This window comes from Dactylosporangium thailandense, assembly GCF_059739745.1.
The window spans coordinates 5,556,901-5,583,127 of record NZ_AP029195.1 but is presented as its reverse complement, the minus strand read 5'-3'; the positions used below and the strand labels follow the sequence as shown (position 1 = coordinate 5,583,127).

Annotated in this window: 28 protein-coding genes and 1 pseudogene; 15 read left to right on the top strand and 14 right to left on the bottom strand. The window is 72.8% G+C overall.

What is annotated here, in order from left to right; genetic code table 11:
• Positions 1–10 precede the first annotated feature (10 nt).
• Both AC6JBM_RS24270 and AC6JBM_RS24265 read left to right on the top strand, forming a co-directional pair.
• Entirely contained in the window at positions 11–466 is a 456-nt protein-coding gene (locus tag AC6JBM_RS24270; protein ID WP_497985867.1) for a hypothetical protein, read from the top strand.
• Positions 463–1,176: a CPBP family intramembrane glutamic endopeptidase gene (locus AC6JBM_RS24265; protein ID WP_497985866.1), complete on the top strand. Its 714-nt coding sequence runs from the start codon at positions 463–465 to the stop codon at positions 1,174–1,176. The genes AC6JBM_RS24270 and AC6JBM_RS24265 overlap by 4 nt, the downstream gene beginning before the upstream one ends.
• Here AC6JBM_RS24265 and AC6JBM_RS24260 read toward each other — a convergent pair.
• The gene (locus AC6JBM_RS24260; RefSeq protein WP_497985865.1) at positions 1,160–2,107 is read right to left on the bottom strand and encodes an NADP-dependent oxidoreductase; all 948 of its coding nucleotides are present in this window, start codon (positions 2,105–2,107) and stop codon (positions 1,160–1,162) included. The two genes, AC6JBM_RS24265 and AC6JBM_RS24260, sit on opposite strands and share 17 nt — an antisense overlap.
• 125 nt (positions 2,108–2,232) lie before the next feature.
• Here AC6JBM_RS24260 and AC6JBM_RS24255 point away from each other — a divergent pair, with 125 nt between their 5' ends.
• Positions 2,233–2,742: a MarR family winged helix-turn-helix transcriptional regulator gene (locus tag AC6JBM_RS24255; protein WP_497985864.1), complete on the top strand. Its 510-nt coding sequence runs from the start codon at positions 2,233–2,235 to the stop codon at positions 2,740–2,742.
• Positions 2,739–3,596, top strand: coding sequence for a dioxygenase family protein (locus tag AC6JBM_RS24250; protein ID WP_350623689.1), 858 nt, complete (start codon positions 2,739–2,741; stop codon positions 3,594–3,596). The genes AC6JBM_RS24255 and AC6JBM_RS24250 overlap by 4 nt, the downstream gene beginning before the upstream one ends.
• Before the next feature lie 16 nt (positions 3,597–3,612).
• Here AC6JBM_RS24250 and AC6JBM_RS24245 read toward each other — a convergent pair whose 3' ends face one another.
• The 7 genes and pseudogenes from AC6JBM_RS24245 to AC6JBM_RS24215 form a co-directional block, all read right to left on the bottom strand.
• Complete coding sequence (locus tag AC6JBM_RS24245) at positions 3,613–4,041, bottom strand: GNAT family N-acetyltransferase (RefSeq protein WP_497985863.1); 429 nt, start codon at positions 4,039–4,041, stop codon at positions 3,613–3,615.
• Position 4,042: 1 nt separating this feature from the next.
• Entirely contained in the window at positions 4,043–4,474 is a 432-nt protein-coding gene (locus AC6JBM_RS24240; protein ID WP_497985862.1) for a hypothetical protein, read from the bottom strand.
• A gap of 2 nt (positions 4,475–4,476) precedes the next feature.
• On the bottom strand, positions 4,477–5,829 hold the full coding sequence (locus AC6JBM_RS24235) for a suppressor of fused domain protein (protein WP_497985861.1): 1,353 nt from the start codon (positions 5,827–5,829) through the stop codon (positions 4,477–4,479).
• Positions 5,826–6,890: pseudogene (locus AC6JBM_RS24230) on the bottom strand (outer membrane protein assembly factor BamB family protein); the annotation flags it as partial. The gene AC6JBM_RS24235 and the pseudogene AC6JBM_RS24230, both read right to left, overlap by 4 nt.
• A 73-nt stretch (positions 6,891–6,963) precedes the next feature.
• Complete coding sequence (locus tag AC6JBM_RS24225) at positions 6,964–7,395, bottom strand: PRC-barrel domain-containing protein (protein WP_350623678.1); 432 nt, start codon at positions 7,393–7,395, stop codon at positions 6,964–6,966.
• Positions 7,382–7,963, bottom strand: coding sequence for a PRC-barrel domain-containing protein (locus AC6JBM_RS24220; RefSeq protein ID WP_497985860.1), 582 nt, complete (start codon positions 7,961–7,963; stop codon positions 7,382–7,384). Before AC6JBM_RS24220 ends, AC6JBM_RS24225 begins: the two co-directional genes overlap by 14 nt.
• A complete protein-coding gene (locus AC6JBM_RS24215; protein WP_497985859.1) occupies positions 7,960–8,109 on the bottom strand; it encodes a hypothetical protein in 150 nt (49 codons plus the stop codon). The genes AC6JBM_RS24220 and AC6JBM_RS24215 overlap by 4 nt, the downstream gene beginning before the upstream one ends.
• A 110-nt stretch (positions 8,110–8,219) precedes the next feature.
• Between AC6JBM_RS24215 and AC6JBM_RS24210 the strand changes: the two genes are divergently transcribed.
• Entirely contained in the window at positions 8,220–9,197 is a 978-nt protein-coding gene (locus tag AC6JBM_RS24210) for a YihY/virulence factor BrkB family protein (RefSeq protein WP_497985858.1), read from the top strand.
• 34 nt (positions 9,198–9,231) lie between these two features.
• Here the strand turns inward: AC6JBM_RS24210 and AC6JBM_RS24205 are convergent, their stop codons facing one another.
• The gene (locus AC6JBM_RS24205; protein WP_497985857.1) at positions 9,232–9,819 is read right to left on the bottom strand and encodes a DUF4142 domain-containing protein; all 588 of its coding nucleotides are present in this window, start codon (positions 9,817–9,819) and stop codon (positions 9,232–9,234) included.
• 180 nt (positions 9,820–9,999) lie between these two features.
• On the opposite strand from AC6JBM_RS24205, the gene AC6JBM_RS24200 reads away from it, so the two are divergent.
• From AC6JBM_RS24200 to AC6JBM_RS24190, 3 genes are all read left to right on the top strand, one after another.
• Positions 10,000–10,221 (top strand): hypothetical protein, encoded by a 222-nt coding sequence (locus AC6JBM_RS24200; RefSeq protein WP_497985856.1) that lies wholly within the window; start codon positions 10,000–10,002, stop codon positions 10,219–10,221.
• A gap of 169 nt (positions 10,222–10,390) precedes the next feature.
• On the top strand, positions 10,391–11,116 hold the full coding sequence (locus AC6JBM_RS24195; RefSeq protein WP_497985855.1) for an SPW repeat protein: 726 nt from the start codon (positions 10,391–10,393) through the stop codon (positions 11,114–11,116).
• 145 nt (positions 11,117–11,261) lie between these two features.
• Positions 11,262–12,416 carry a glutamate-cysteine ligase family protein gene (locus tag AC6JBM_RS24190; protein WP_497985854.1) on the top strand — a complete coding sequence of 385 codons (1,155 nt, stop codon included), beginning with the start codon at positions 11,262–11,264 and terminating at the stop codon, positions 12,414–12,416.
• 161 nt (positions 12,417–12,577) lie between these two features.
• Here AC6JBM_RS24190 and AC6JBM_RS24185 read toward each other — a convergent pair whose 3' ends face one another.
• The 5 genes from AC6JBM_RS24185 to AC6JBM_RS24165 all read right to left on the bottom strand — a co-directional run bounded on the left by AC6JBM_RS24185 (position 12,578) and on the right by AC6JBM_RS24165 (position 16,613).
• Positions 12,578–12,766 carry a hypothetical protein gene (locus tag AC6JBM_RS24185; RefSeq protein ID WP_350623665.1) on the bottom strand — a complete coding sequence of 63 codons (189 nt, stop codon included), beginning with the start codon at positions 12,764–12,766 and terminating at the stop codon, positions 12,578–12,580.
• 49 nt (positions 12,767–12,815) lie between these two features.
• The gene (locus tag AC6JBM_RS24180; protein ID WP_497985853.1) at positions 12,816–13,484 is read right to left on the bottom strand and encodes a hypothetical protein; all 669 of its coding nucleotides are present in this window, start codon (positions 13,482–13,484) and stop codon (positions 12,816–12,818) included.
• 23 nt (positions 13,485–13,507) lie between these two features.
• A complete protein-coding gene (locus AC6JBM_RS24175) occupies positions 13,508–14,521 on the bottom strand; it encodes a LacI family DNA-binding transcriptional regulator (RefSeq protein WP_497985852.1) in 1,014 nt (337 codons plus the stop codon).
• Between the two features lie 85 nt (positions 14,522–14,606).
• Positions 14,607–15,623 carry a LacI family DNA-binding transcriptional regulator gene (locus AC6JBM_RS24170; protein WP_497985851.1) on the bottom strand — a complete coding sequence of 339 codons (1,017 nt, stop codon included), beginning with the start codon at positions 15,621–15,623 and terminating at the stop codon, positions 14,607–14,609.
• Positions 15,624–15,656: 33 nt separating this feature from the next.
• Positions 15,657–16,613 carry an acetylxylan esterase gene (locus tag AC6JBM_RS24165; RefSeq protein ID WP_497985850.1) on the bottom strand — a complete coding sequence of 319 codons (957 nt, stop codon included), beginning with the start codon at positions 16,611–16,613 and terminating at the stop codon, positions 15,657–15,659.
• A 211-nt stretch (positions 16,614–16,824) separates the two neighbouring features.
• On the opposite strand from AC6JBM_RS24165, the gene AC6JBM_RS24160 reads away from it, so the two are divergent.
• From AC6JBM_RS24160 to AC6JBM_RS24130, 7 genes are read left to right on the top strand one after another with little or no spacing between them, the layout of a single operon-like run.
• Entirely contained in the window at positions 16,825–17,718 is an 894-nt protein-coding gene (locus AC6JBM_RS24160; protein ID WP_350623655.1) for an ABC transporter permease, read from the top strand.
• Positions 17,715–18,572, top strand: coding sequence for a carbohydrate ABC transporter permease (locus tag AC6JBM_RS24155; RefSeq protein ID WP_497985849.1), 858 nt, complete (start codon positions 17,715–17,717; stop codon positions 18,570–18,572). The genes AC6JBM_RS24160 and AC6JBM_RS24155 overlap by 4 nt, the downstream gene beginning before the upstream one ends.
• Before the next feature lie 36 nt (positions 18,573–18,608).
• Positions 18,609–20,264, top strand: a complete 1,656-nt coding sequence (locus AC6JBM_RS24150; RefSeq protein ID WP_497985848.1) for an ABC transporter substrate-binding protein — start codon at positions 18,609–18,611, stop codon at positions 20,262–20,264.
• Positions 20,265–21,773 (top strand): GH39 family glycosyl hydrolase, encoded by a 1,509-nt coding sequence (locus AC6JBM_RS24145; protein WP_497985847.1) that lies wholly within the window; start codon positions 20,265–20,267, stop codon positions 21,771–21,773.
• A complete protein-coding gene (locus tag AC6JBM_RS24140; RefSeq protein WP_497985846.1) occupies positions 21,770–22,423 on the top strand; it encodes a hypothetical protein in 654 nt (217 codons plus the stop codon). The genes AC6JBM_RS24145 and AC6JBM_RS24140 overlap by 4 nt, the downstream gene beginning before the upstream one ends.
• A complete protein-coding gene (locus AC6JBM_RS24135; RefSeq protein WP_497985845.1) occupies positions 22,420–24,435 on the top strand; it encodes a beta-galactosidase in 2,016 nt (671 codons plus the stop codon). The genes AC6JBM_RS24140 and AC6JBM_RS24135 overlap by 4 nt, the downstream gene beginning before the upstream one ends.
• A complete protein-coding gene (locus AC6JBM_RS24130) occupies positions 24,432–26,216 on the top strand; it encodes an alpha-glucuronidase (RefSeq protein WP_497985844.1) in 1,785 nt (594 codons plus the stop codon). Before AC6JBM_RS24135 ends, AC6JBM_RS24130 begins: the two co-directional genes overlap by 4 nt.
• Positions 26,217–26,227: the final 11 nt, after the last annotated feature.

Here is a 26,227-nt window from a genome sequence, read left to right as displayed (position 1 = left end):
ACTGGCGTTCGTGCTGTGGTCCGACCTCGGCACCCGGGCCGTGACCCGGGCCCGGTTCGCGCTGCCGTTGCTGCTGGTCGCGGTGGCGGCCTGGTTCTTCCTGCGTGACCTGCCGAACCTCGGCAACGACCTGCGGCTCGAGCTGGCCGGGGCCGGGGTGGGCGCGGTGCTCGGCCTGGCCGCGGCCGCGCTGATCCGGGTCGGCCGGGACGCGGAGGGGCGCCTGGTGATGCGGGCCGGGGCCGCGTACGCGGCGCTGTGGATCGCGGTCATCGGCGGCCGGGTGCTGTTCGCCTACGGCGCCGAGTACTGGTTCCCGGCCGCGATCGGCCGCTTCTCGATGACCCACGAGATCTCCGGCGCCGCGGCCTGGACCGCCGCGTTCGTGCTGATGGCCCTCGTGATGGTCGTCGTGCGCGTCGCCGCCTCGGCCGCGCTGGCGCTGCGGGCCCGGCGGGCGGCATGACCTCGCCCCGCACGGCCGCGATCGGTCTCGGCCTGGCCGACATCGCCGTCACCACCCTGGGCGCGCTCGCGGTGACCGCCCTGTTCCCGTCCGCCTCGGCGTGGACCGCCCGCCTGATCGTGGTCCTGCTGCTCGCCGCCGCCGTCGCCGTCCTGCTCGCCACGACCCGGGTCTGGCGCACGACCGGCCTGCGCGAGCCGCGCCTGCTGTGGCTGCCCGCGCTGCTCGCCGTGCTCCCGCTCGTGGACGGGGTCCATCTCCCGGGCGCCGGGCTGCTGGCGGTGCTCGTCGCCGGATACGCCGCGACCGGCTTCGTCGAGGAGGCCCTCTTCCGCGGGCTGATTCCGGGTGTACTGCGGCCGGCCGGCGTCTGGCCGTCGGTCCTGCTGTCCTCGTTGCTCTTCGCCGCGGCCCACCTGCCGAACATGCTCTTCGGCCAGGCGCCGGCCATCACGATCGCCCAGGCCGTGGGCACCTTCTGCTTCGGCGTCGGCTATGGCGCCCTGCGCCTGCGCACCGGCGCGCTGTGGCCGCTGATGCTCCTGCACTTCCTGACCGACCTGTTCCTGCGCGTCGACGCGCTGCCGGCCTGGGCGCACTGGACCGTCATGGTCGGCGGCGACACGGCGTTGCTGGTCTACGGCCTGTACCTGCTCCGCAACCCGCTCGTGCCGCCGCCGGCCGAGGCCGGGGTCAGTCCTCGACGGTGACGACGATCTTGCCGCGGGCCTGGCCCGACGCGATGGTGGCGAGGCCCTCCGCGGCGCGGTGCAGCGGGAGCACGGTGGCCACGTCGACGGCCAGGGTGCCGGCCGCGGCCCGCTCGGCCAGCGGGGCGGTGACCTCGCGGACCGGGCCCGCGAAGACGCCGCCGCCGGTCAGGCCGGCCGCGGCGAGGGCGTCCTCGGTCGCGGCCTGGGTCAGCGCGGCGACCTTGCCGCCCTTGCGCACGGCGGCGAAGGCGGCCGCGTCCGGGGTCTGCGCGGCGAGCTCGACGAGGGCGTCGACGCCGTCGGGGTACGCGGCCAGCACCTGTTCGGCGACGGAGCCGGCGGTGTAGTCGACCACGGTGGCCGCGCCGAGGCCGGTGAGCTTGCCGGCGTCGGCGGGCGTGCCGGTCGCCATCACGGTGACCCCGCGCGCGGCGAGGAGCTGCACCGCGTAGTTGCCGACGCCGCCGGTGGCGCCGCTGACGAGCACGACCTGGCCGGGCTGGGGGTCGATCGCGTCGACGGCCGCGACGGCGGCGGCGCCGGCCAGCGGGAGGGCGGCGGCGGTGACGAAGTCGAGGCCGGCCGGCTTCGGGGTGACGGCGGCCGCGGGCAGCAGCGCGTACTCGGCCAGCGTGCCGTGCCGGACCGGCGGGGCGAGCAGGACGTGGCCGATGACCTCGTCGCCGGGCTGGACGTGCTCGACCCCGGCGCCGACCGCCTCGACCACGCCGGCGGCGTCGCGGCCGAGCACCAGCGGGTACTCGTGCGGGAACATCCCGGCCATGTAGCCGGCGGCGATGATGTTGTCGACCGCGTTCAGCCCCGCGGCCTTGACCTTGATCAGCACCTGGCCGTCGGTGACGGCCGGGGTGGGCAGGTCGGCGAGCTCGGGCTGGGCTCCGGCGGCGGGAACGTGCAGTGCGCGCATGGCGGGATCTCCCTCGAGTCGGTTGACGCTCGACGTGGAAGCTAGCGCCGTTTGACTTCAAGATGCAAGTGAACCGGTAGGTGACTTCACTTCAATCATTAAGTCACATGCGGTACCGTGGAAGCATGAACGACCAGGAAGAGCCCCGCTGGCTCGACGATGACGAGCGGGAGACCTGGTTCGCGTTGGTCAGTCTCATGATCCGGCTCCCCGCGGCGCTGGACCATCAGCTGCAGCGCGACGCCGGGATCACGCACTTCGAATACCAGGTGCTGGCCGGCCTGTCGATGGCGCCCGGGCGGACGCTGCGCATGAGCGTGCTCGCCCAGTTCGCCGAGGGCACGCTGCCGCGGCTCTCGCAGGTCGTGGCCCGGCTCGAGAAGCGGGGCCTGGTCACCCGCCGGCCCGATCCGGACGACGGGCGGTACACCCTGGCCACCCTCACCGACGAGGGCTGGGCGATCGTCGTGGCCACCGCGCCCGGCCACGTCGCCGAGGTCCGCCGGCTCGTCTTCGACCCGCTCACCAAGGCCCAGCTTCGCCAGCTGCGCGCGGCCGGCGAGCGCATCGCCCGCGCCGCCGACCCCGGCGCCCCGTGTCCCGGCAGCATCTTCAGCGAGAGGTCCCCCTCATGATCCCGGCCGGTGCCTACGACCAGTTCCTCGTCGACGCGCTGGAGCAGTCCCGCGCCCATCGCGGGTGGGAGCCCGCCGACGGGCCGCTGCCCGCGCTCTACCTCAGCCACGGCGCCCCGCCGCTGTTCGACGACGCCGAGTGGCTGCGGCAGCTGTTCGGCTGGGCGCGGGCGCTGCCCAAGCCGCGCGGCATCGTGATCGTCTCCGCGCACTGGGAGACCGCGCCGCTCGCGCTGTCCGCGACCGGGGCCGCCACGCCGCTCGTCTACGACTTCGGGGGTTTCCATCCGCGGTACTACGAGCTGACCTACCCCACCCCCGACGCGGCCGCGCTGGCCGATCGGGTCGCGGCTTCGATGCCGGACTCCGAGCCGGTGTTCCGCCACCCGCGCCGCGGCCTCGACCACGGCGCCTGGGTGCCGCTCATGGCCATGTACCCGCTCGCCGACGTCCCGGTGCTGCAGGTCAGCCTGCCCAGCCACGACCCGGCCCGGCTCCTGGCCATCGGCGCCCGGCTGCGGGAGCTGCGCGGCGAGGGCGTGCTCGTCATCGGCTCCGGCTTCATGACCCACGGGCTGCCGTTCATCACCCCGGCGATGTTCCGCGGCGAGGTGCCCGCCTGGTCGTCGGACTTCGACGCCTGGATCGCCGACGCGCTCGCCCGCGGCGACGTCGACACGCTCGCGCAGTTCGGCCGCGCGCCGGGCATGCCGTTCGCGCACCCGACGCCGGACCACTTCATCCCGCTGTTCGTGACGCTGGGCGCCGCGGCCGACCCGGCGGCCCCGGTGACCACGACCGTCGACGGCTTCATGTTCGGCTTCTCCAAGCGCTCGTTCCAGACCGCCGGCTAGATCGACGGGGTTGCGCTCACCGGGAATCCAGCCGCTTGACCCAGCGCCGCCACTCCGGCTCGGACGCGTAGCCCGCGGCCGCCCAGGCGTGGTGGGCGAGCGCGTTGTCCTGCCGCACCATCGCGTCGGCCCGGTGCCCGCCGAAGGCCCGGAAGCGCTCCTCGGCGGCGTCGAGCAGCAGGCGCCCGATGCCCTGGCGGCGCCGCTCGGGGTGGACGGCGAAGCGGTACAGGTGGCAGCGCCAGCCGTCGAAGCCGGCGATGAGCGAGCCGACGATCGCGTCGCCGTCCACCGCGAGCCGCAGGGCCTCGGGGTCGCGGGCGATGAGCGCGGCGACCGCGGCGCCGTCGTCGCCGACGCGGTTGGTGTCCTCGGCGGCGAGCTTCCAGAACGCGAGGACGGCGGGGATGTCGGCGGTCTCGGCCGCGCGCAGCGTGATCGTCATGTCAGAGCGCGATCGGCCGGTACCGCAGGATCTCGTCCACGACCGCCTCGGCCGGCTCGTCGCCCAGGGCGAGCGCGGCGGCGCCGGGACGGACGGTGTTCGTCTCCAGCACGAGCATGTAGTAGTCCTGGTCGCGGCCCACCACCCGCACGCGGCGCACGATCTCGACCAGCTCCGCCCGGCTGATGTCCGGCACCTTCGGCCGGGCCGGGCGGGCCGCCTCCAGCGCGAGGTCCTCGATGTCGCGCGAGGCGTAGTAGGTGCGGAAGTCGTGGGGCTCGTAGGCGTGGCCGGTGTCGGCGTTGAAGGCGGCGATCGCCTCGGTGGCGTCGCCCTCCTCCAGCAGGTCCTCGATGTGCGAGATGGCCGCGCACAGCCGCTCGATGCGGGACTCGGGCACGGCGGGCGCCGCGAGCGGGGGCCGCAGGTCCATCGTCAGGCCCTCCACGGGGCGCCGTGGGCCTCGCGCCGCGCGGACCGGCCCGCCTCCAGGTGCAGCACGTCGAGCAGCGTCGGATCCTCGTCCACGACGTGGTGCAGGTGCAGCAGCCGGGGGTTCGAAGCATCGGCGCCGTGCAGCTGCCACGTGTCGTCGTCGGCGTCGTGGCTGACGGAGAGCACCGGGTCGGGGCCGGCCTTGACGCACGCCGTGCCCAGCAGCCAGTGCCGCATCCACCAGGCCCGGCGGTCGCGCTCCATCACCTGCTCGGCGACCCACCACACGAACGGCAGGTCCTCGTGGGCGCGCGCCTGCTCGGCGGTCAGGTCCGGGCCGCCCTGGGGCACGTCCGCGAACGGCTCGTCGGTCAGCGAGAAGCCGGTGCCGCCGTCGTGCTCGATCACCTTGGCGTGGAAGGTGGCGCCGCCCGGGTTGCCGGCGCCGATGCCGATGCTCAGGCGGCCCACGCGCGGGTCCGCGTCGGTGGCCCAGCCGAACGCGTAGGACGCCAGCTCGCCCTGGGGGCCGACGAACTCGCCGGAGGCGCGGCGCTCCACGGCCCCCGCGCCGCCGGCCGGCGCCTCGGTGAGCTCGTCCTCCAGGACCTGCACGTCGGTGCGCCCGATCGCGTCGATGGTGACGTCGACGACGGCGGGGCGGTGCGGGTCGACCGGGTTGATCGCGGCGGACTCCAGGCGCTGCTCGAGCGCCTCCAGGCCGCGGGAGTGCCGGAACGTCTTCTCGTCCGCGGTGATGGGCAGCAGCCACAGCAGGCGCGCGTGGCCGCCCGGCAGCGGGCACGTCTCCAGCGCCGGTCCCCACGGGTAGGGCAGGCTGACGAGCAGGTGGTCGCACGCGGATTCGCCGGCCCAGGGCCGCCCGATCGAGACGGTGTGGCCGTGGTCGAGGGCGTAGTCGCCGCCGCTCGCGTGGTAGTACGCGACCATGGTCAGCGTCTCGGCGTGCAGCTCGTCGTCGGCGGCGGGGGCGTACAGCAGGAACTCGAGCCCGTGCCCGTTGCGCTGGGTGGCGTCCCAGAGGCCGCTGGTGACGTAGAGCCGGCCGCCTTCCTCCGGCGCCACGCTCAGGATGTGCAGGTCCGGGACCAGGTGGTGGACGGGCCCGGGCGCGGGCGGCAGGACGGCGACGTCGCGGCCGGGGAACCGGGCGCGCACATGCTCCAGCAGCGCCCGCGATGCCGGGGTCAGCTCGTGATCCACACCGGCAGTCTGCCACGGTCCGCCCACGGCCGGGACCCGGACCTGCTCCTCAGAGGCGCCCGCCGACTCGGTCCGCTCGAGGCCGGCGGCTGGCGCGGCAGCCGCCGCGCCGAGGGTCTCGTCGATCACGGCGACAGGATAGGGGGCACCGGCCAGACGGCCACGGGGTCCAGGAAGCAGGCGAGCCGGGAGCCGGAGACGGTGCACGGCACGGTCGTCCAGTGCTCGGCCCGGGCCAGCACCCGCACCGCCCCCGTCCCGGGGTCGAAGGCGCCGAGCAGCGCCGCGCCGTCGGCCAGCCGGGTGGCGACCAGGACGCCGTGGCGGCCGAGGGCGCCGGTGACGTACCAGTCGGGGACGCGCCGCAGCACGTGGCCCGTCGCGGGGTCGAGCACGACGATGCCCGGCTCGATCTCGGGGCCGGTGTGGACGAGCGGGGCGGCCAGCAGGTAGCGGTCGTCGGGGGAGCCGAGGCTGCCCAGCCGGTTGTGGCGCCAGCGCTCGCGGCCGGTGTCGGGGTCGAGCACGGCGATCTCGTCCCGGGTGCCGGTGCACATCATCGGGCCGCACCACCACAGCGGCGCGCCGCCCGGCCCGTCGTTGCGCTGCCAGAGCATCCGGCCCGTGGCCAGGTCGTAGACCGCGCTGGAGAGCATCTCGTTGCGCTCGGTCGTCTGGGCGAGCGTCAGCCGGTCGCCCCGGACCCCGAACCAGTTGAACGCGCCGGGGTGGTCCAGCCGGACCGTGCGTACCGCCGCCGCCGACTCGGCGCTGTGCACCAGCAGGGTGCCGTCGGGGCCGAGGTCCGCGATCGCGATCCCGGAGCCCCGCCCGGCGGGCACGAGCGACCGGGCGATGCCCGGCGATCGGGGCAGGGACCAGCGCACGGCCCCGGTGCGGATGTCGACGCCGGTGTCGGCCTCGACCGTGGCCGCGTCCGTGGTGGCGACCACGACGCCGGGGGCGCCGCCGGAGCCGTAGACGGCCGGGGTGAGGCCGGCCCGCCGCCACTGCCGGGCCCCGGTGGTCGCGTCGAGGCCGATGAGCGCCGCCGGCTGCTGCTCGGCCAGCACGACCCGGCCGTCCTCGACGCCGACCATCCGGGTGGTGGTGCCGGTCGCGGTCGTCCAGCGGCGGGCGCCGTCCGGCCACCGGTACGCCGTGAGCGAGTCGCGCGCGAGCACGAAGACCGTGCCGCCGCCGAATCGTCACGCCTCGCCGACGATGGTATCCGTGCGTAGCCGCGCGCGGGTGGGGCGTGACTCAGGCCGCGACGACGACGGCGAACTTGCCGCAGCCCCGTAGCCGTTCGCCGTCGACGGTGGCGTTGCCGACCATGAGCGACGTGAGCTCGCCGGTCTGGATGTCGAATTCGGCGTTGTCGACGGTACCGAGGCTGTCGCCGTCCGCCGTCAGCAGTTGCTTGCGCAGCAGGTGCCCGCCGGCGCCGGTGAGGCGATCGAGGGAAGCCGGCGGGGGCGCGATCCGGGCCGCCGACGCGATCGTGACCGCGTCCGCGCCGAATGCCGTCAGGTCCGACCACAGCAGGGTGTCGGCCCCGTGGACCTTGTGGCGCAGGCGGAGTGCCACGATCCGTTGTTCGTGCGGATCGACGACGAGATCGGCGACCGAGCCCACCGTGCGGGCCTCGTCCATGGCCACGACCGGGCGTCCGGCCGCCTCACTGAACAGCATCGGTACCGTCTCCCGTCTCGTGGCGCAGCGTGGCGACGGCATCGCCGAACTCGGCCAGGTTCGGCCGGACGAGCTCGACGGACTCGGTGGGCACGATGACCACCTCGCCCGACGCCGCGATGGTGTGGGGCAGCGGCAGCAGCACCCGGCGGCCGTCGCCGTACAGGGCCGGGCCGGCGACGATGTCGTAGCCGACCACGTCGACGACTCCGCCGGGCGCGACCTGCAGGATCACGTCGGCCACGGCGCCGAGGTCGGTCCCGCCCTCGGTGAGCACATGGTTGCCGAGCACGTCGCCGTTGCCGGCGCGGGCGGCCATGTCCCGCAGGCTCACGGTCGTCGTGGGGCCGGCGGTCATCACCGCGTCGCGGCCCACGCTGCTGACCGCGCCGGCCGGCAGGCCCTGGTCCAGCGGCCCCGCGAGCAGGCCCCGCCCGTTGAGCGTGAAGCCCCGCACGCGGCCGGTGTCGCCGTCGAAGACCACGTCCTTGATGTCGGCGATGTCGTCGCCGTCGAGCGTGACGACCGGCATGCCGATGATGTCTGTGGCACGTACGAGTCGCGTCATGTCCGACCGTCCCGATATCCGCCGGAGGCGTGCATGCCGCCCCGGATCACTCCGCCGCGCCGCTGCCGTCGCCGGCTCCACAGCAGCACCGCCGCGACGACCACCACCACGATGACCGCGATCACCAGCCAGATCCACCAGGCCATACCGCTTCGCTACCGCGCTGTGGTGGCCCGAAACCTGCGCGCCGGAACATTCCGATGCGGTCTCGGCCGGCCGCGAGCGTGACGCCGGGGTGCCCGGGTAGGTGGCCGCCGTGGCCGCTTGGCTGGACCGCTACCAGCGCCGGCACACCTGGCTCGGGTTTCCGGTGGCGGTGGTGTACAAGTTCCTCGACGACCGCGGCCCGCACCTCGCCGCGATGGTGGCCTACTACGGCTTCGTCTCGCTGTTCCCGTTGCTGCTGCTGTTTCTCAGCGCGGTGGGCTTCTTCCTGCAGTCCCACGCCGGCCTGCGCCACGAGCTCGTGCGCACGGCCGTCGGCGACCTGCCGATCATCGGGCCGCAGCTGCAGCACAACGTCGGCGAGCTGCGCGGCGGTGGCACGCGACTGGTGCTCAGCGTGCTCGGGGCGCTCTACGGCGGGCTGGGCGCGATACAGGCCGTGCAGGCCGGTTTCAACCAGATCTACGGCGTCCCGCGCTACGAGGAGCCCAACCCGGTGTGGTCGAGGTTCCGCAGTCTCGGGCTGCTGCTGGTGCTGGGCAGCGCGGTGCTGCTCTCGGCCGTGGCCGGGACGCTCGTTGGGCTCGCCGGCGCGTTCGCCGGCCACTTCGGGCCGGGCCTGCGGCTGCTGGGCTACCTGCTCACGTTCGCCATCAACACGGGGCTCTTCACGGCGGCCATGCGGCTGCTGACCGCCACGAAGCTGAGCACGCGGCAGGTCATCCCCGGAGGCCTGGTCGCCGCCGCGTCCTGGGTGATGCTGCAGACCGAGGGCGCCCAGCTCCTCGCGGCCTGGCTGCACCACGCCAGCGCGCTCTACGGCACGTTCGGACTCGTGCTCGCCGCATTCGCCTGGATCTACCTGCAGTCGCTCGTGCTGATGCTCTCCGCCGAGATCAACGTCGTCGCGCAGCGCGGGTTCTGGCCCCGGGCCCTGCTCACCCCGTTCACCGACGACGCCGAGCTGACCGAGGCCGACCGGCGGCTCTACACGATGTACGCCACCGCCCGGCGCTTCAAGGACTTCCAGACGGTGCGGGTCGGTTTCGACCGGCCCCCGCCGCGATGAGCCCGCCCGGCTGCGGCGCGGCCGGTCGGCGGGGTCACGACGGCGTGGCCGCCGGTGCCGAGCAGTTGAGGTTGCCGAGGTTCTTGCTGGCCAGCTGCAGATGCTGGCGCAGGACCGGCAGCTGGGCGGCGGCGAACTGGCGGACCTGGGCGTTGTCGGCGTGCTCCGCCTCCTGCTCGAACACGTGCACGTCCATCCCGTGCGCGGCGTAGATGGCCGGGGCGTACGAGCAGTCGAACGCACCCCCGCGCACGCTCGTCCAGATGGCGGCGAGATTGCGCTGATCGGTGCTGGGCGCGGACGACAAGGTGACGCCGAGCGTCTGGTCGAGCGACTGCAGCTGCTGCAGCTCCTTGCCGTGGTCGGTGACCATCCGCCGGCCGAACGACTGCACCGCCGCGCTCGCGGCCCGGTTGGCGGCGAGCCGCCCGGTGGCCACCTCGAACTGGGCTCCCTGCGCGGCCTGGTTCAGAAACGCCCGGTCCTGAGCGCTGACCGGGGTGCCGGTCGGCGTCGGCCCGCCGCCCGGCGCCGGGGTGGCCGCGCCGGACGCCGCGGCGGGCAAGGACGCCGCCGTCGCGCACGCGGCCGCGACGACGCTGATGGCGAATCGTGCTCGCATGACGTCCTCCCGGGGGAGTCGACTGCCGCTGAAGGCCCCCGACTACCCGCTCGGCGCGTTCCTACCGGGTTCCGGCCGCCTCGAATCGGCCGGCGGTCGCGCTCCCGCGAAGGGCGGGGCCGGGCCGCGGATCGCGTGCCAGACTTGAACCGTACCGACACCGCGGCACAAGGAGGTGCCATGGCTGTCCATGATCCGGTGACCTCGCCGGACCAGCGCAAGCCGGGACATCCACGCGCCGCCCGGCTCGGCGCGGCCGTCATCGCGGCGATGCTGATCGCCCTGGTGTTCGGCAGCGACCAGGAGAACAACGTCGCCACCATCTGGCTGGCGGCCGGCGCGGGCCTGCTGCTGATCGTCGTGACGCTCGACTGGGTGCTGCGCCGTCGCGGCCTGCGCTGATCCGGGACGGCGCGCGGCGATGTGCGATGCGTCGCCGGCACGCCTGAGGCCTGCCGTTTTCCGCCCGGCATCCGGCCGCGAGAAAGTGGTCGATCGGGCCGGCAGTGGGTAGGCGGAGCGGGTAGGCGAACGAACAGAGGAAGGCAGCAACGAACCAAGGAGGTGTGTCGTGGTCCAGACTTCGCAATATCAGGACCTCGCCGGACACCCGGACATCGCCGAGATGCAACAGCGCTATGAGCGGCTCGGCTCCAGCGGGCAGGCGGTCGTCATCGATGGCCTGGTGTTGCTGGCCGGCGCCTGGCTGGCGGTCTCGCCGTGGGTGGTGGGCTTCAGCGCCAGCGCGCCGAACCTGGCCATCAACGACCTGATTCTCGGGATCGCGATCGGCGTGATCGCCCTGGGGCTGACGATGGCGCCCGCCCGGATGTATCGGCTGAGCTGGGCTATGACGGCGATCGGCGTGTGGGTCATCATTTCGCCGTGGATCGTTCAGCGTGGGGCCACCGGGGCGACCACCGGCACCATCGTGTCGAACGTGGTGACCGGCGGCGTGACCGTGCTGCTGGGCCTCGGCGCCGTGGGTCTGCTGATGTCGGCCCACCGCCAGACCTCATTCAACCGCGGTATGGGAAGGCGCGGTCAGGAGCGTCCCGGCTATGAGCGCGGCTATGACCGTCCCGGCTATGACCGTGCCGGCTACGAGCGTGCCGGCACCGAACGGCCCGGCGGCGACCGGCCCGGGTATGACCGGCCCGGCTTCGACCGTGCCGGCGGCGACCGGCCCGGCTACGACCGGCTCGGCACGGAGCAGCGGCCCGGCTTCGACCAGCCCGGCGTGGAGCGCACCGTGTCCGACGCGGACCGTCCCGGCACGGAACGCCGGCCTCGCTAGCGATCGGCGTGGCGTTGCCGTGCGCCGCGGCGGTCATCCGACGACAGGAGCCCGTCCGCTGCCTACAGACGGGCTCCGTCGTGTGCCCGTGCACTGTGCGTGTTCGTCGATATACAGAAGGTTCGGCCGGGCGTAGCATTCGGCCATGAACAACTCCGGCGAGATTGCGCAGATCGAGGACGCGGAGGGCTACATCGCGTCGATCTGCTTCAAGACGGGTCCCCCCTCCGTCGGCGTCGAGATCGAGCAGCTCGTGCACGACGCCGATCATCCGCACCGGCCGCTCACCGCCGCGGCGCTCACCGCGGTCGTCGGCGGTCACGAGCCCGGCGACGGCGGGCGGGTATCGCTCGGGCCGGGCGGGCAGGTGACCCTCGCGGCGTGGCCGCAGGCCGGCCTCGAGCGGCTGCACGAGACCGTTCACGCCGAGGTCGACCGGCTCGATCTGCTCATCACGCGGGGCGGCCTGCGCCTTGCCGGGCTGGGCATCGATCCGCACCGGGCACCCCGGCGGGTGTTCGCCTCGCGGCGGCAGCGGGCCATGGCCGCCGCCTTCGCCCGGCGCGGCGGGGACGGGCGCATCCTGATGTACAGCACCGCCGGCCTGCGCCCCCTGCTCCCGGCCGGACCACCCGGCGAGCTCGAGGCGCGCTGGGCCGCCGTGCACGAGCTCGGGCCCGCGCTGCTCGCGCTGTTCGCCAACTCCCCGGTCCACGCCGGCCGCGACACCGGCTGGGCGTCCACCCGCATGCGCGCCTGGCAGGGCCTCGCCCGCGCCGGCGCCCGCCCGGCCGGAACCGACCCGGCCGCGGCCTGGGCCGACTTCGCGCTGCGGGCCCCGCTGCTCTACGCGCGCGGCCCCGGCGCCAGCTGGAGCGTGCCCGACGGGATCACGTTCGCGGACTGGATCGGCGGCGCGCTGCCCCGCCGGCCGACCTACGACGACCTCGACGAGCACCTCGGCACCCTCTATCCGCCGGTGCGCCCGCGCGGGCACCTCGAGGTGCGCTACCTCGACGCGCAGCCGGGCGGGGACTGGTTCGCGCCGGTCGCGGTGCTCTCGGCGCTGCTGGGCGACCCGGCCACGGTCGACGCCGCGCGCGGGCTGGCCGCGCCGGTCGCCGGGCGCTGGGTCGAGGCCGCCCGCTACGGGCTGACCGACGCCGCGATCGCCGCGGCCGTCCCGCCGCTGGTCGACCTGGCGCTGGGCGCGCTCGACCGCGGCGGGCTGCCGGGTCCGCTGCTCGAGGAGGTCTCGGGTGCGGTCCAGAGCCGGTTTCGTCGTGCCCATATGCTATAAATTCGATAGGAGACATCGGCTGATTGCGGGGGTCGTGATGGCGGTCGCGGCCCTGCTCTTCGCCGGCGCCCTGGTCGCGCTCGGCCTGCACCACGAGCTCGGGTTCTGGGTGCTCGCCGGGCTGGCGATCGGGTGGCAGCTGGTGGCGGTCGAGCGGGCGCTCAGCCGGTCGCGGCGCCGCGATACCGGAAGTCCGCCTCCGCCTGATGCGTGATGCGGTGCAGGGCGCGGTCCGGGGACAGCTCGGCCCACACGGGCGCCTCGGGCGGGGTGTCGACCCCGAAGCCGACGAGCTGATGGGCGAGCCGCACGACCCGGTTCACCACGAGCGTCATGGCCTGTTGTCTCATGCCAAAAGCATACTTCTCCGATAGGATTAAGTCGAGGGGTTGCCGGGCGTCACACGGGCTGCTGCTCGGTCATGCCGGGCCGGAGGTTGGCCGACGCGACCGCCTTGCCGTTGGGGCTGTAGACGGTGATCCGCGGGTACTGCGCCGCGGGCAACGGCGAGGTCTTGCCCTCGAAGGCGATGCTGGAGGGGGCCGGTTTGCCGCGCCGCTGGAGCCAGAAGACGACGACGGGCCCCTGGGCCGGCGCGGACCCGACGGGCGTGTCCGTCCAGCGGGCGAAGGTGGCATCGGTACTGGTGCCGTCGGCCTGGCTGGTGATCCGGGACACGGCACCCTTGTAGGCGCCGTACTCGATCAGCGAGCCGTCGGTCGCGACGCACTGGCGCAGCCCGAAGAACGGGTTCTGGTCGTCCGAGCCGGTGCCGGCCGTGCACAGGCCCTCGCCGTTCGGGTCGACCTTGCCGGTCGCGGTGTCGCGCACGGCCGCGTCGAGCTGGGGGCGATTGCCGAACACCAGGATGTACAGCACCAGCTCTTTGCCGTTGGCGGTGATGCCCGTCGGCATCGTGTTGCCGGCGACCTTGGCGCTGGGGCCGATGTCGATCGGGATCGACGTGGGAGTGACCGGCCCGCCCGGGTGCGACCCGTTGGTCGCCTTCGCGCAGGCGGCCGGGGCGAGCAGGAGCGGGACGAGAAGGAGCGGCAGGCTACGACGCATATCGACCAGACGCCGCGGGCGGGTCAGATGGTTGGCGGGGCGGTGCTGCCGCGTACGACGAGCTCCGTGGCCAGCTCGACCCGGGCCGGCTCGACGCTCTCGCCGACGGCGAGCCGCAGCACCATCCGGGCCGCGGTGGCGCCCATCTCCGCGAACGGCTGCCGGACCGTGGTCATCGGCGGGCCGCACCAGCGGGTCACCTCGATGTCGTCGAAGCCCACGACGCTCAGGTCCGCGGGGATGCGCAGCCCGAGGCGGCGCGCGGCCTCGTAGACCCCGAGGGCCTGCAGGTCGTCGCCGCACACGATCGCCGTCGGCCGGTCGGCCCGGGCGAGTAGATCGTGGCCCAGCTCGATGCCGTCCTCGAAGGTGAACCGCCCGTGCCGCACCAGCTCGGGGTCCAGGGGGCACCCGGCGGTCTCGAGCGCGCCGCGGGACGCCTCGAGCCGGGCCCGCGCGCACAGGTACTCCATCGGCCCCGTGACGACCGCGATCCGCCGGTGCCCGAGGTCGAGCAGGTGCCGGGTCGCGGCCACCCCGCCGCTCCAGTTCGTCGCGCCCACGGACGGGATGGTGTGCGTCGGCTCGCCGGTCGGGTCGAGCACCACCATCGGCACCCCGCTGGCGATGAGCTGCTCGTACTGGCGCATCCGGTACGCGGAGTTCACGGCGATGACCCCGGTGGGGCGGCGCGCGAGGAGCCGGTCGGCGGGGCGGCGGCCGCCGGGCGCCGGGCCCTGCAGGTCGGTGAAGCCGACGGCCAGGCCGCGTTCGCGGACGGTCTGCTCGACGCCGCGCAGGATCTCCATCGCCAGGTGGCTCTCGAGGCCGAAGAAGGCGACCTCGATGTTCGGGGTGGTGGTGGCGGTGTCGGCGCGGCGGTACCCGTGCTCGCGCAACAGCGCCTCGACCCGGTCGCGGGTCTCGGGCGCGATGCCGGCCCGCCCGTTGAGCACCTTGGACACGGTGGGGACGGAGACCCCGGCGAGCTGCGCGATGGCGGCCACGGTGACCTCCCCCCGGCGGCGCGCGCTCATGCCGTCACCTCCGCTTCGCTCCGGTGCCGGCCTGAGGGGAGGCTGTGCTGCTGATGAGCGGTCACTCCGCTTCGCTCCGTACCGCTCATGCGAGCGGGGCCGTGCTGCCGCGGATGACGAGCGGGGTGGCGAGCTCCAGCCGGGACGCGTCGAGGCGCTCCCCGGCGGCGAGGGTGAGCAGCATCCGGGTCGCCAGCGCGGCCATCTCCGTCAGCGGCTGCCGCACGGTGGTCAGCGGCGGGATCGCCCAGCGGGCCTGCTCGAGGTCGTCGAAGCCGACGACGGACAGGTCGTCGGGGACCCGCCGGCCGCGCTCGTAGAGGGCCTCGTAGGCGCCGCGGGCCATCTCGTCCGAGCACGCGAAGATGGCCGTCGGCGGGTTCGGCAGGTCGAGCAGGGCGAGGGTCTCGCGGTGCCCGGTCGGGCTGGTGAAGTCGCCGATGCGGATGAAGCCGGGCGGGATCTGCAGGCCGGCCGCGTGCATCGCGGCCCGGTAGCCGTCCATGCGGGCCTGGGAGCACAGCACGTCCTCGGGGCCGCCGATGACGGCGATGCGGCGGTGGCCGAGGCCGATCAGGTGCTCGGTCGCGGTCAGGGCGCCGGTCCAGTTCGTGGCGCCGACGGACGGTACCGCCGGATCGGGCTGCCCCACGGGGTCGATGACGACGACCGGGATGCCGAGCCCGGACAGCTGCTCGAGCTGCTGCGCGGACAGCTCCGACAGGACCAGGAGCACCCCGTCGGAGCGGCGCGAGGCGAGGCCGTCGAGCCAGCGGCGGTCCGGCTCGGTGCGCACCCGCCCGTGCACGGCGGAGACGACGACGCCGGTGCCGGCCCGGTGCGCGGTCTCCTCGACGCCGGCGAGGATCTGCATCGACCACGAGTTGCCCAGGTCGACGAAGACGACGTCGATGAGCCCGGCCGCGGTGGACGGCTGGGCGCGCCGGGGCTTGTAGCTGTGCCGGCGCAGCAGTTCCTCCACCCGGTCCCGGGTCGCCGGGGCGACATCCCGCCGCCCGTTGAGGACCTTCGAGACCGTGGGCACGGAGACGCCCGCCTCGGCGGCGATCTCCGCCATCGTGGCCCGTTGGTGCTGCGGCATCCGGTGTCCCTTCACGTGTACGGCCCGCAGAGTCTACGTCGAAACTTTCGCGAGCCATCGCACCTGGCGCGCCGTGTGCAGAGCCTCGCCGCCCTCGTGGCCGTTGAACTCGTACACGTGCATGGTCCGGTCCGCGCCGCCGTAGCGGTTGTAGGCCGCGAACGCGGTGCTGGGCGGGCACACGGTGTCGCGCAGGCCGACGCCGAAGTGGGCCGGGGCGGTGGCCCGGCGCGCGAAGTGCACGCCGTCCACGTAGGACAGTGTGCGCCGCACCCGCTCGTGGGCCTCGCGGTGGACGGCGAGGTACTGCGTGATCTCGCCGTACGGGGCGGCGTCGGTGAGCGCCAGGGCCCGCTCGATATGGCACAGGAACGGCGCCGAGGCGAGCACCGCGTGCAGGTCCGGCACCAGCCCGGCGACCGCGATGGCGAGCCCGCCGCCCTGGCTGTTGCCGGCCGCCGCGACCCGGGCGGGGTCGACCCCGGGCAGGGCGCGCACGGCGCCGACGGCGCGGACGGCGTCGACGATGAGCCGGCGGTAGTAGTACTCCGCCGGATCGAGGATGCCCCGCGTGGTGGGCCGGTGCCCGCCCGCGGCGCCGCGGTGCGGGTCGGGGGTGTCGCCGCCGTTGCCCCACTGGTCGCCCTGCCCGCGCACGTCCATGAGCAGGTGCGCGTAGCCGGCCGCGGGCCAGGTGAGCCGCTCGCCGGGCAGTCCCCGGCCGCGGCCGTAGCCGGGGAACTCCACGACCGCCGGCAGGTCTTCGGTGGCTCCCGCGGGCCGGGTGTACCAGGCCCTGATGGGCGCGCCGCCGAATCCTTCGAACACGACATCCCAGACGTCGACGAGCGTGAGCCCGGTGTCCCAGGGCCGGGCGCTGAGCACGGTGCCGCCCTGGGTTGACGCCCAGAACGCGTCGAAATCGGGCGGCTCGGGCACGTCGGGCGCGTAGTGCTCCAGTTCCGCCAGCGGCAGGTCGAACGCGGGCATGGCAGGGCCTCCGATAACCTCCGAAACTTTCCGATCGCCGGGCGGGCGGCGCCGCGCGCCATGGTAGCGCTACCAGGCTCTCCGCAACAGATCGGCGTTTGCAAGTGTTTGCAGCTCAAGGCGTCACCAGCGGGTCCCTTGACACCATCCATTGAAAAATCTACATTACGCGTTGCCTGACGACTGGTTTCCGAAACTTTCGGGAGGAAGCGTGATCCGAGCCCTGCGCCGGGACTGGCAGCTGTACTCCCTCGCCGTCGTCCCGCTCGCCTTCTTCGTGATCTTCCGGTACCTGCCCATGGCCGGAAACGTGATCGCCTTCCGCCGCTACAAGCCCGGCGGCGACCTCTTCGGCGAGCGGTGGGTGGGCCTGCACTACTTCGAGATGTTCTGGGACGACCCCACGTTCTGGCACGTCTTCACGAACACGCTCGTCATCGGCGCGCTGACGCTGGCGTTCACGTTCCCGCTGCCGATCGTGCTCGCGCTGCTGCTCAACGAGGTCCGCACCCGCTGGCTCAAGCGACTGGTGCAGACCGTCTCCTACCTGCCGCACTTCATGTCCATCGTGGTCGTGGCCGGCCTGGTCTTCCAGCTGCTGGCGCTCAACGGCGCGGTGAACGCGGGCATCAAGGCGCTCGGCGGGTCCCCGATCGCGTTCCTGCAGGAGCCGGGCTGGTTCCGCGGCATCTACGTCTCCTCGGAGATCTGGCAGACGGTCGGCTGGGGCACGATTTTGTACCTCGCCGCGCTCACCACGATCGACCAGGAGCTGTACGAGGCGGCCCGCATCGACGGGGCCGGCCGCTGGCGCCAGACCTGGCACGTGACCCTGCCCGGCATCCGGCCCACGATGATGACGCTGCTCATCCTCAACGTGGGCACGTTCATGGCCGTCGGGTTCGAGAAGATCCTGCTGCTCTACAACCCGCTGACGTTCCCGACCGCCGACGTCATCTCCACGTACCTGTACCGCGTCGGCGTCGTCTCGGGCAGCTTCAGCTACGCCGCCGCCATCGGGCTCTTCGAGTCCGTGATCGGGCTGGCCCTGGTGCTCACGACCAACTTCATCTCCCGGCGCACGGTCGGGGCGAGCCTGTGGTGAGGAGCCGCCTCTTCGGGGTCGTCAACGCGATCGTGCTCACCGCGGTCGTGGTGCTCACGTTGTACCCCTTCGTCAACGTCGTCGCCCGCTCCTTCAGCGCCGAGCAGTACATCCAGGCCGGCCAGGTCAACCTGTGGCCCCACGGGTTCAACACGACCACCTACCGGCGGGTCCTCGGCGACCCGGTGTTCTGGACCGGCTACGGCAACACCGTGCTCTACACCGTCGTGGCCACCGCGATCTCGATGGTGCTGACCACCACCTACGCGTACGTGCTGTCGAAGCGGCACCTCAAGGGCCGCCCGGTGCTCGTCGGCGTCGCGGTCTTCACGATGTTCTTCAACGGCGGGCTCATCCCCAACTACGTGCTGGTCAGCTCGCTCGGCCTGCGCAACTCCCTGTGGGCGATCGTGCTGCCCAACGCCATCAGCGTGTTCAACCTGCTGGTGATGAAGGCGTTCTTCGAGAGCATGCCGGCCGAGCTGGAGGAGGCCGCCGCCGTCGACGGGCTCGGCACCTACGGCACCCTCTGGCACATCGTGCTGCCGCTGTCGAAGGCCGTGGTCGCCACGATGACGCTGTTCTACGCGGTGTCGTTCTGGAACTCGTGGTTCTCGGCGTTTCTGTACCTCGACGACGCCGACCTGTTCCCCGTCACGATCTATCTGCGCAACCTCATCGCCGGGGCGACCGGCGGCACCGACATCAGCGCGCCCAGCGAGATGACGCTGCAGATCGCGGCCAACATCCAGGCCGTGACGATCGTCCTCACCGCGCTGCCGATCGTCATGGTCTACCCGTTCATCCAGCGCTACTTCGTCACCGGGGTCACCCTCGGCGCGGTCAAGGGCTGACGCGCCGCCCCGTTCGAGAAGGACCGAGGAGTCCACATGAAGGTTTCCAGACGGGCCGTGCTCGGCGCCGCCGGTGCCGCCGCGTTCGCCACCCTCGCCGGCTGCTCGGGCGACGACGGCGACGACACCGGCGACGGCAAGGCCCAGGACTACAGCGCCAACCGCGAGGGGGCGATGGACGGCTACGCCGCCGGCACCCAGTTCACCGCGAAGTCCCCGCTGACCTTCTCCATCATGATGCTCAGCAACGCCGCCTACCCGTACAAGGAAAACTGGACGTTCTTCCAGGAGCTCGCCAAGCGCACCGGGGTGACGCTTCAGTCGACGGTCGTGCCAGGCAGCGACTACAACCAGAAGCGCAGCGTCGTGGTCGCCTCCGGGGACGCGCCCACGATCATCCCGAAGACGTACCACCCCGACGAGGAGGCGTACATCGCCAGCGGGGCGATCCTGCCCGTCAGCGACCACCTCGACCTGATGCCCAACTTCAAGGAGCAGGTCGCGAAGTGGAAGCTGGAGCCGGACCTCGACGGCTTCCGGCAGGAGGACGGCAAGTTCTACCTGCTGCCCGGCCTGCACGAGGATGCCTGGCAGGACTACTCGCTGGCCATCCGCACCGACATCCTGCAGCAGCTCGGGCTGCAGATCCCCAAGACGTGGGACGACCTGCACGCCGTGCTCAAGGCCATGAAGCAGGCCTACCCGGACTCGTACCCGCTGTCGGACCGCTGGAGCACCCCGCCCCAGCCCGGCGGCAACAACCTGCTGAACCTCGTCGGCATGTCCTACGGGGCCCTGGCCGGCTGGGGCTTCCAGCACACCACCTGGGACGACGGGGCCAAGAAGTTCGTGTACTCGGGCGCCACCGACCAGTACAAGGCGATGATCCAGTATCTGAACACCCTGGTGGCGGAGAAGCTCGTCGACCCGGAGAGCTTCACCCAGCCCGACGACCAGGCCAAGCAGAAGTTCGCCAGCGGCAAGTCGTTCGTGATGAGCTGCAACGCGCAGACGCTCGTCAACGAGATCCGGCCCAGCATCAAGAACATCCCCGGCGCCACGGTGCTGAAGATCCCGGTGCCGACCGGCCCGATGGGCGAGACCATCTTCGTCTCCCGCCTCGAGTCCGGGGTGATGATCTCGGCCAAGGCGCGGCAGAGCAAGAACTTCGTCGCGCTCATGCAGTTCATGGACTGGCTGTTCTACTCCCCGCAGGGCAAGATGTTCGCCAAGTGGGGCATCGACGGCACCACCTATACGGGCAGCGTCGACGACGGCACCTTCAAGCTCGCCAGCGACGTCAACTGGGGCGGGCTCAACCCGTCGGGCACCAAGAACCTCCAGGTCGAGTACGGCTTCTTCAACGGCGTCTTCGCCTACGGCGGGTCCACGAAGCTGCTCAACTCCCAGTTCCCCAAGGAGGAGCTGGCATTCCAGGAGGTCATGAACAAGCGCACCAACCGGCCCCAGCCGCCCCCGCGGCCGCTCAACGCCGAGGAGCGCGAGCAGGCCACGCTGTGGGAGACCGCGCTGAAGGACACCGTCTACCAGCAGACCCTCAAGTTCGTCCTCGGCACCCGGCCGCTGTCGGAGTGGAGCGCCTACGTCGGCGAGCTCAAGGGCAAGAACATGGACAAGTACGTCGAGCTGGTCAACGGCGCCTACCAGCGCTACAAGAAGGCGCACGGCTGAGTGACCGCCCCGATGCACGTGCCGGACCGGCCCTCGGGCCGCCTCACCGACGCCTGGCGCCGCTGTGTCGGCGCCGGGCGGTTCGAGCTGGCGCTGCGCCGCGACTACCAGGACTCCCTCGCGCTCGTGCAACGGGAGATCGGGTTCCGGCACATCCGCCAGCACGGCCTGCTCAGCGACGGCGTCGGCGTCCACCGCCCCTACGAGTTCGCCGGCTCGCGGCGGGTCGCGCACACGTACACCTACGTCGACCAGATCGTCGACGCCTACCTGGCGCTGGGGGTGCGCCCGTTCGTCGAGCTCGGCTTCACCCCCGCCGCCCTGGCCTCGGGCGAGCAGACGGTGTTCTGGTGGCAGGGCAACGTGACGCCGCCGGAGTCGCCGAAGGAGTGGGCGGCGCTCGTACGCTCCACGGTGGCGCACCTCGTCGACCGCTACGGCCTCGACGAGGTGCGCGGCTGGCCGATCGAGGTGTGGAACGAGCCGGACCTGAGCGTCTTCTGGCCCGGCGCCGACCAGGACGCCTACCACCGCCTCTACGAGATGACCGCGCACGCGGTGAAGGAGGTCGACGCGTCGCTGCAGGTCGGCGGCCCGGCCCTGTCGCCGGGCGCCGACGACGACTGGCTGGCCCGCTTCGCCGACTTCGTCACCGAGCGTTCGGTGCCGATCGACTTCGTCAGCCGGCACGCCTACACGTCCGGGCCCGCGCAGCCGGTGCCGTTCGGGTCCTACCAGACCCTGCGCCCGGCCGCGGCGCTGCTGGAGCAGTTCGCGGCGCCCCGCCGCACCCTCGCCGGCACCGCGCTGGCCGGGCTGCCGGTGCACATCACCGAGTTCAGCTCCTCCTACCGCCCGGACAACCCGATCCACGACACCGCGTTCCACGCCGCCTACCTCGCGCCCGTGGTGGCCGCGGCCGGCGATCTCGTGGACTCGTTCTCGTACTGGACGTTCTGCGACATGTTCGAGGAGGCCGGCGTGCCGGCGACCATGTTCCACGGCGGCTTCGGGCTGCTGACCCACCGCCAGATCAAGAAGCCGACCTTCCACCTGTACGCCTTCCTCGCCCGCATGGGCCCCGACGTGCTCGCCCGCGGCGAGGACCACCTCGTCACCCGGGACGCGGCCGGGCACGTCACCGTGCTCGCGTGGGCGCCCGCCGACCACACCGGACAGTCCACCGTGGACGGCCACCGGGTGCGGCTGTCGGTGCCCGTCGGGCGGGCCGGGCACGCGTTCGCCGCCCGGTCCTCGGCCGGCGAGGACGCCGGGAACGCCCGGGCCGCCTGGGCCGCGATGGGCCGCCCGGCCTCGCCGAAGCCGCGCCAGCTCGACGCGCTGCGCGAGGCCGCCGAGCCGGTGCGCACCCACCGCCGCGTGCCGGTGCACGACGGCCGGGCCGAGCTCGACCTGACCCTCGGCCGCCACGAGGTGACCCTGGTCGAGGTGAGCCCCGTGACCGACGAGACGCCGCCCTGGTTCGACGACTCCCGGTTGTTCGGATGAGCACCCTCTTCCGCTGCGCCGCCCTGATCTACACGCTCCTCGTCGTCGAGCTGCTGTTCCTGCTCACGGCCGCCCCCGGGCTGGTGCTGCTGCTCCTGCTGGATCGCTCCGCGAGCAACGTGCCGCTGTTCGCCCTGTGCGCCGTGCCCCTGGCCCCGGCGGCGTCCGCCGCCGTGTACGCGTTCCGGCGTCGCAAGTCCGACCTCGCCGACCTGCGTCCGTTGCTGGATTTCATGCGCGGTTATCGGCTCAACGTCGTCGCGGTGCTTCGGATCTGGCTGCCCGCGCTCGGGCTTCTCGCGGTCCTCGGCGTCTCGCTGACGCATCGCGGCGCCGCGGGCATTCCGGCGTGGTGGGCGGCGCTGCTGGTCGCGCTGGGGGCCGCGGTGGTGCTGTGGAGCGTCAATGCGGTGGTCATCGCCTCCCTGTTCGTCTTCCGTACCGCCGACATCGCGAAGCTCGCGGCCTACTTCCTGGCTCGTCGTCCGGGTGTCGCGCTCGGCACCGCCGGGATTCTGCTGACGGCGGGCGCGATCACCGTGCTCGCCTCCGAGGCCGTCGCGCTGCTGCCGGCATCGCTGCTCATCGCCGGGCTGGTCCTCGTGAGCCGGCCGATGTGCGCCGAGATCGAGGAGCGGTTCTTGGCATGAGCAGCAGCATGAACGCGCGGATGGATGGCCTCCGGCAAAGGCTGGGCGGGTTCGCGTTCGGCGGGGACTACAACCCGGAGCAGTGGGACCGGGCGGTGTGGCGGGAGGACGTCGAGCTCATGCGCCGGGCCGGCGTCAACCTGGTCACCGTCGGCGTCTTCGCGTGGGCGTCGCTCGAGCCGGAGCCGGGCCGCTTCACCTTCGGCTGGCTCGACGAGGTGCTGGACCTGCTGCACGCCGGCGGCATCAGCGTCGACCTCGCCACCCCGACGATGGCCCCGCCCGTCTGGCTCTCCCACGGCCACCCCGAGGTGCTGCCGGTCATGGAGGACGGCGAGACCTTCGGCTTCGGCAACCGGCTGCACTTCGACCCGACCTCGCCGCGGTACCGCGAGCACGCCGGGCGCATCGCCGGGAAGCTCGCCGAGCGCTACTCGCATCATCCCGCGCTCGCGATGTGGCACGTGTCCAACGAGTACGGCCCGACCTCCTACGGCCCGAGCGCCGCCGAGGCCTTCCGGGCCTGGCTGCGGCGGCGGTACCGGGATCTCGACGCGCTCAACGACGCCTGGTACACCCGGTTCTGGGGGCAGCGGTACACCGACTGGGAGCAGGTCGCGCCGCCCGAGGTCCCGCGCTCGTGGTCGAATCCCGCGCGCCGCCTCGACTTCAAGCGCTTCACCTCCGACGCGCTGCTGGAGTGCTTCGTCGCCGAACGGGACGCGATCCGGCAGTACCGCGACGACCTGCCGATCCTCACGAACTTCATGCGGTTCTACCGCCATGCGGACTACTGGCGCTGGGCGCGGGAGGAGGACTGCGCCGCGCTCGACATCTACCCCGATCCCGGGCAGCCCGACGCGCACGTGTCGGCCGCATTGAACTTCGACCTCATGCGGTCCCTGCGCGGGGAGCCCTGGCTGCTCATGGAGCAGGCCGCGTCCGGGGTGTCGCAGTGGCGGGTCAACAACGTCAAGCGCCCGGGGCGGATGCGGCTGGGGTCGTACCAGGCGATCGCGCACGGCTCCGACAGCGTCCTGTTCTTCCAGTGGCGGGCGTCGCGGGGCGGGCACGAGCGCTTCCACTCGGCCATGCTGCCGCACTCCGGCCCCGCCTCCCGCACCTGGCAGGAGGTCTCGGCTCTCGGCAACGAGCTGAGGCGCGTCGGTCCGGTGGCCGGCTCCTCGTCCTCCGCGTCCGTCGCGTTGCTGTTCGACTGGGAGGCCTGGTGGGGCCTCGAGGACACCTACGGCCTGCCCCGCAACGACTTCGACTATGCGCGGATCGCGGTGGACCACTACCGGCCGTTGCTCGAGGCGCACTACGCCGTCGACCTCGTCTCGTTCGACTCGGCGCTCGACCGCTACCGGGTTCTTGTCATACCCAACGCCTATCTTGTTCCTGACGGGTTCGCCGAGCGCGTCCAGGAGTTCGCGGCGGCCGGCGGGACCGTCGTGATCTCCTTGTTCTCCGGTGTCGTCGACCGGGACAACCAGGTGCGGCAGCCCGCCTATCCGGGAGCGTTCCGGCGGCTCATCGGGGCCTCCATAGACGAATACTGGCCGGCCCGGGAGGGGGAGTCGTTCGAGGTCGAGTTCGCGGACGGGACCACCGCGACCGCCGACTGGTGGCAGGAGAGCGTGCACCCGGAGACGGCGACGGTGCTGGGGCACTACACGACCGGCGAGCTGGCCGGGCGGCCGGCGATGCTGCGCAACGACGTCGGCGCGGGACGGGTCGTCTACATCGGCACCCGGCTGCCGGCGGACGCGCTGCGGGACACGGTGCTCAGCGCGGTGCGGGCGGCGGGGTCCGCGCCGGTGGTCGAGGGTGCCCCGTCCCACGTGGAGGCGACGCGGCGGGAGCGGTTCCTGTTCCTGCTCAACCACTCCGGCGCCCGGACCGCGACGGTCGCCCTGCCGGGCCCGGGCGTCGACCTGCTGACCGGGTCCACTGTGGACGACGTCGTGGTGCTGGCGCCGCTCGCCGTGGCCGTGGTGGAGCTGTCGTGACGGGCGTGCACCCGGCCTGGCTGCCGCGGGACGTCGACGACAGCATCGTGCTCACCCGCGATCCGGACTGCGGGCTGGGGGAGGAGGGCTACACGATCGCGCGGGCCGGCGGGGTCACCACCGTCGTCGCCGCCGGGGAGCCCGGGCTCATGTACGGGGCGTTTCACGCGCTGCGGCTGCGCGAGGACTGTCCCGCCGCCACGCACCGGCCGGCCAAGGCCCGGCGGGTGATGCAGCACTGGGACAACGTGTTCGTGCACCCCGTGATGGGGCAGGTCGAGCGCGGGTACTCCGGCGGGTCCGTGTTCTGGGAGGACGGGGCGCTCACCGCCGACCTCGACCGGGTGTCGGACTACGCGCGGCTGCTGGCCGCGACGGGGATCAACCTGGTGTCGGTCAACAACGTTAACGTCCACGCGGGGGAGGCGCGGCTGCTCACCGACCGGATCGGGGAGGTGGCGGCGCTGGCCGGGCGCTTCCGGCAGTACCACATCCGGGTCCTGCTCTCGGTGTCCTTCGCCTCGCCGGTCACGCTCGGCGGGCTCGGCACCGCCGATCCGTGCGACCCCGCGGTGCGCGAATGGTGGGCGGCGGCGGCCCGGCGGGTGTACGCCGTCATTCCGGACTTCGGCGGCTTCGTCGTCAAGGCCGACTCGGAGGGGCAGCCGGGGCCGTTCGCCTACGGGCGCACGCACGCCGACGGGGCCAACGCGCTCGCGGCCGCGCTGGCGCCGTTCGGCGGGGACGTGTACTGGCGGGCGTTCGTCTACAACCACCGGCAGGACTGGCGGGACCGCTCCACGGACCGGGCCCGGGCCGCGTTCGACCACTTCGGCCCGCTCGACGGGCAGTTCGCCGACAACGTGATCCTGCAGGTCAAGCACGGGCCGATCGACTTCCAGACCCGCGAGCCCGTCTCGCCCGTGCTGCTCGGGATGGCCGCGACCCGGCTGGCGGTCGAGTTCCAGGCGACCCAGGAGTACACGGGGCAGCAGCGGCACGTCTGCTACCTGCCGCCGATGTGGTCGCCGGTGCTGTCGGCCGTGGCCGATCGCGTCGATGCCGTCGTCACCGTGTCCAACGTCGGCGAGGACCCCTACTGGACCGGGCACCCGCTCGCGCAGGCGAACCTGTACGCGGCCGGGCGGCTCGCCTGGGATCCCGCGCTGGACCCGATCGCGCTGCTGGACGAGTGGATTCGGCTCACCTTCCCGGCCGCGGCGGCCGGCGTGCTGCACGCGCTCATGGACTCGTCGTGGGCGGTGTACGAGTCGTACACGGCGCCGCTCGGGGTCGGGTTCATGGTCAAGCCGGGGCATCACTACGGGCCGGACGTCGACGGGTACGAGTACAGCCCGTGGGGGACCTACCACTTCGCCGACCGGGACGGGGTCGGCGTCGACCGGACCGTCGCGACCGGGACCGGGTTCTGCGGGCAGTATCCGCCGCCGTGGTCCGCGCGCTACGAGTCGCTCGAGACCTGCCCGGACGAGCTGCTGCTGTTCTTCCACCACGTGCCGTACAGCCACGTGCTGCACTCCGGCACCACCGTGATCCAGCACATCTACGACACCCACTTCGCCGGCGCGGCGGCCGTAACCGAGATGCGCCGGCGGTGGGATGCGCTGCCGCCCGCCCTCGTCGGGGAGGGCCTGCACGCGCGGGTCGGGGAACTGCTGGCCGAGCAGGAGCGGTCGGCCGGCGAGTGGCGGGATCAGATCAACACGTACTTCTTCCGCAAGTCAGGCGTTCCGGACGCGCTTGGCCGTCGCATCCACTGACGCCTCGATCG

What these genes read in the sequence shown, in the direction of transcription:
- AC6JBM_RS24140 (WP_497985846.1), top strand. Translation starts at nt 21,770, where the DNA reads ATGAGCACCCTCTTCCGCTGCGCCGCCCTGATCTACACGCTCCTCGTC.
- AC6JBM_RS24200 (WP_497985856.1), top strand. Translation starts at nt 10,000, where the DNA reads ATGGCTGTCCATGATCCGGTGACCTCGCCGGACCAGCGCAAGCCGGGA.
- AC6JBM_RS24165 (WP_497985850.1), bottom strand. Translation starts at nt 16,613, where the DNA reads ATGCCCGCGTTCGACCTGCCGCTGGCGGAACTGGAGCACTACGCGCCC.
- AC6JBM_RS24225 (WP_350623678.1), bottom strand. Translation starts at nt 7,395, where the DNA reads ATGCTGTTCAGTGAGGCGGCCGGACGCCCGGTCGTGGCCATGGACGAG.
- AC6JBM_RS24220 (WP_497985860.1), bottom strand. Translation starts at nt 7,963, where the DNA reads ATGACGCGACTCGTACGTGCCACAGACATCATCGGCATGCCGGTCGTC.
- AC6JBM_RS24265 (WP_497985866.1), top strand. Translation starts at nt 463, where the DNA reads ATGACCTCGCCCCGCACGGCCGCGATCGGTCTCGGCCTGGCCGACATC.
- AC6JBM_RS24170 (WP_497985851.1), bottom strand. Translation starts at nt 15,623, where the DNA reads ATGCCGCAGCACCAACGGGCCACGATGGCGGAGATCGCCGCCGAGGCG.
- AC6JBM_RS24135 (WP_497985845.1), top strand. Translation starts at nt 22,420, where the DNA reads ATGAGCAGCAGCATGAACGCGCGGATGGATGGCCTCCGGCAAAGGCTG.
- AC6JBM_RS24240 (WP_497985862.1), bottom strand. Translation starts at nt 4,474, where the DNA reads ATGGACCTGCGGCCCCCGCTCGCGGCGCCCGCCGTGCCCGAGTCCCGC.
- AC6JBM_RS24180 (WP_497985853.1), bottom strand. Translation starts at nt 13,484, where the DNA reads ATGCGTCGTAGCCTGCCGCTCCTTCTCGTCCCGCTCCTGCTCGCCCCG.
- AC6JBM_RS24185 (WP_350623665.1), bottom strand. Translation starts at nt 12,766, where the DNA reads ATGAGACAACAGGCCATGACGCTCGTGGTGAACCGGGTCGTGCGGCTC.
- AC6JBM_RS24250 (WP_350623689.1), top strand. Translation starts at nt 2,739, where the DNA reads ATGATCCCGGCCGGTGCCTACGACCAGTTCCTCGTCGACGCGCTGGAG.
- AC6JBM_RS24215 (WP_497985859.1), bottom strand. Translation starts at nt 8,109, where the DNA reads ATGGCCTGGTGGATCTGGCTGGTGATCGCGGTCATCGTGGTGGTGGTC.
- AC6JBM_RS24255 (WP_497985864.1), top strand. Translation starts at nt 2,233, where the DNA reads ATGAACGACCAGGAAGAGCCCCGCTGGCTCGACGATGACGAGCGGGAG.
- AC6JBM_RS24175 (WP_497985852.1), bottom strand. Translation starts at nt 14,521, where the DNA reads ATGAGCGCGCGCCGCCGGGGGGAGGTCACCGTGGCCGCCATCGCGCAG.
- AC6JBM_RS24205 (WP_497985857.1), bottom strand. Translation starts at nt 9,819, where the DNA reads ATGCGAGCACGATTCGCCATCAGCGTCGTCGCGGCCGCGTGCGCGACG.
- AC6JBM_RS24150 (WP_497985848.1), top strand. Translation starts at nt 18,609, where the DNA reads ATGAAGGTTTCCAGACGGGCCGTGCTCGGCGCCGCCGGTGCCGCCGCG.
- AC6JBM_RS24260 (WP_497985865.1), bottom strand. Translation starts at nt 2,107, where the DNA reads ATGCGCGCACTGCACGTTCCCGCCGCCGGAGCCCAGCCCGAGCTCGCC.
- AC6JBM_RS24190 (WP_497985854.1), top strand. Translation starts at nt 11,262, where the DNA reads ATGAACAACTCCGGCGAGATTGCGCAGATCGAGGACGCGGAGGGCTAC.
- AC6JBM_RS24245 (WP_497985863.1), bottom strand. Translation starts at nt 4,041, where the DNA reads ATGACGATCACGCTGCGCGCGGCCGAGACCGCCGACATCCCCGCCGTC.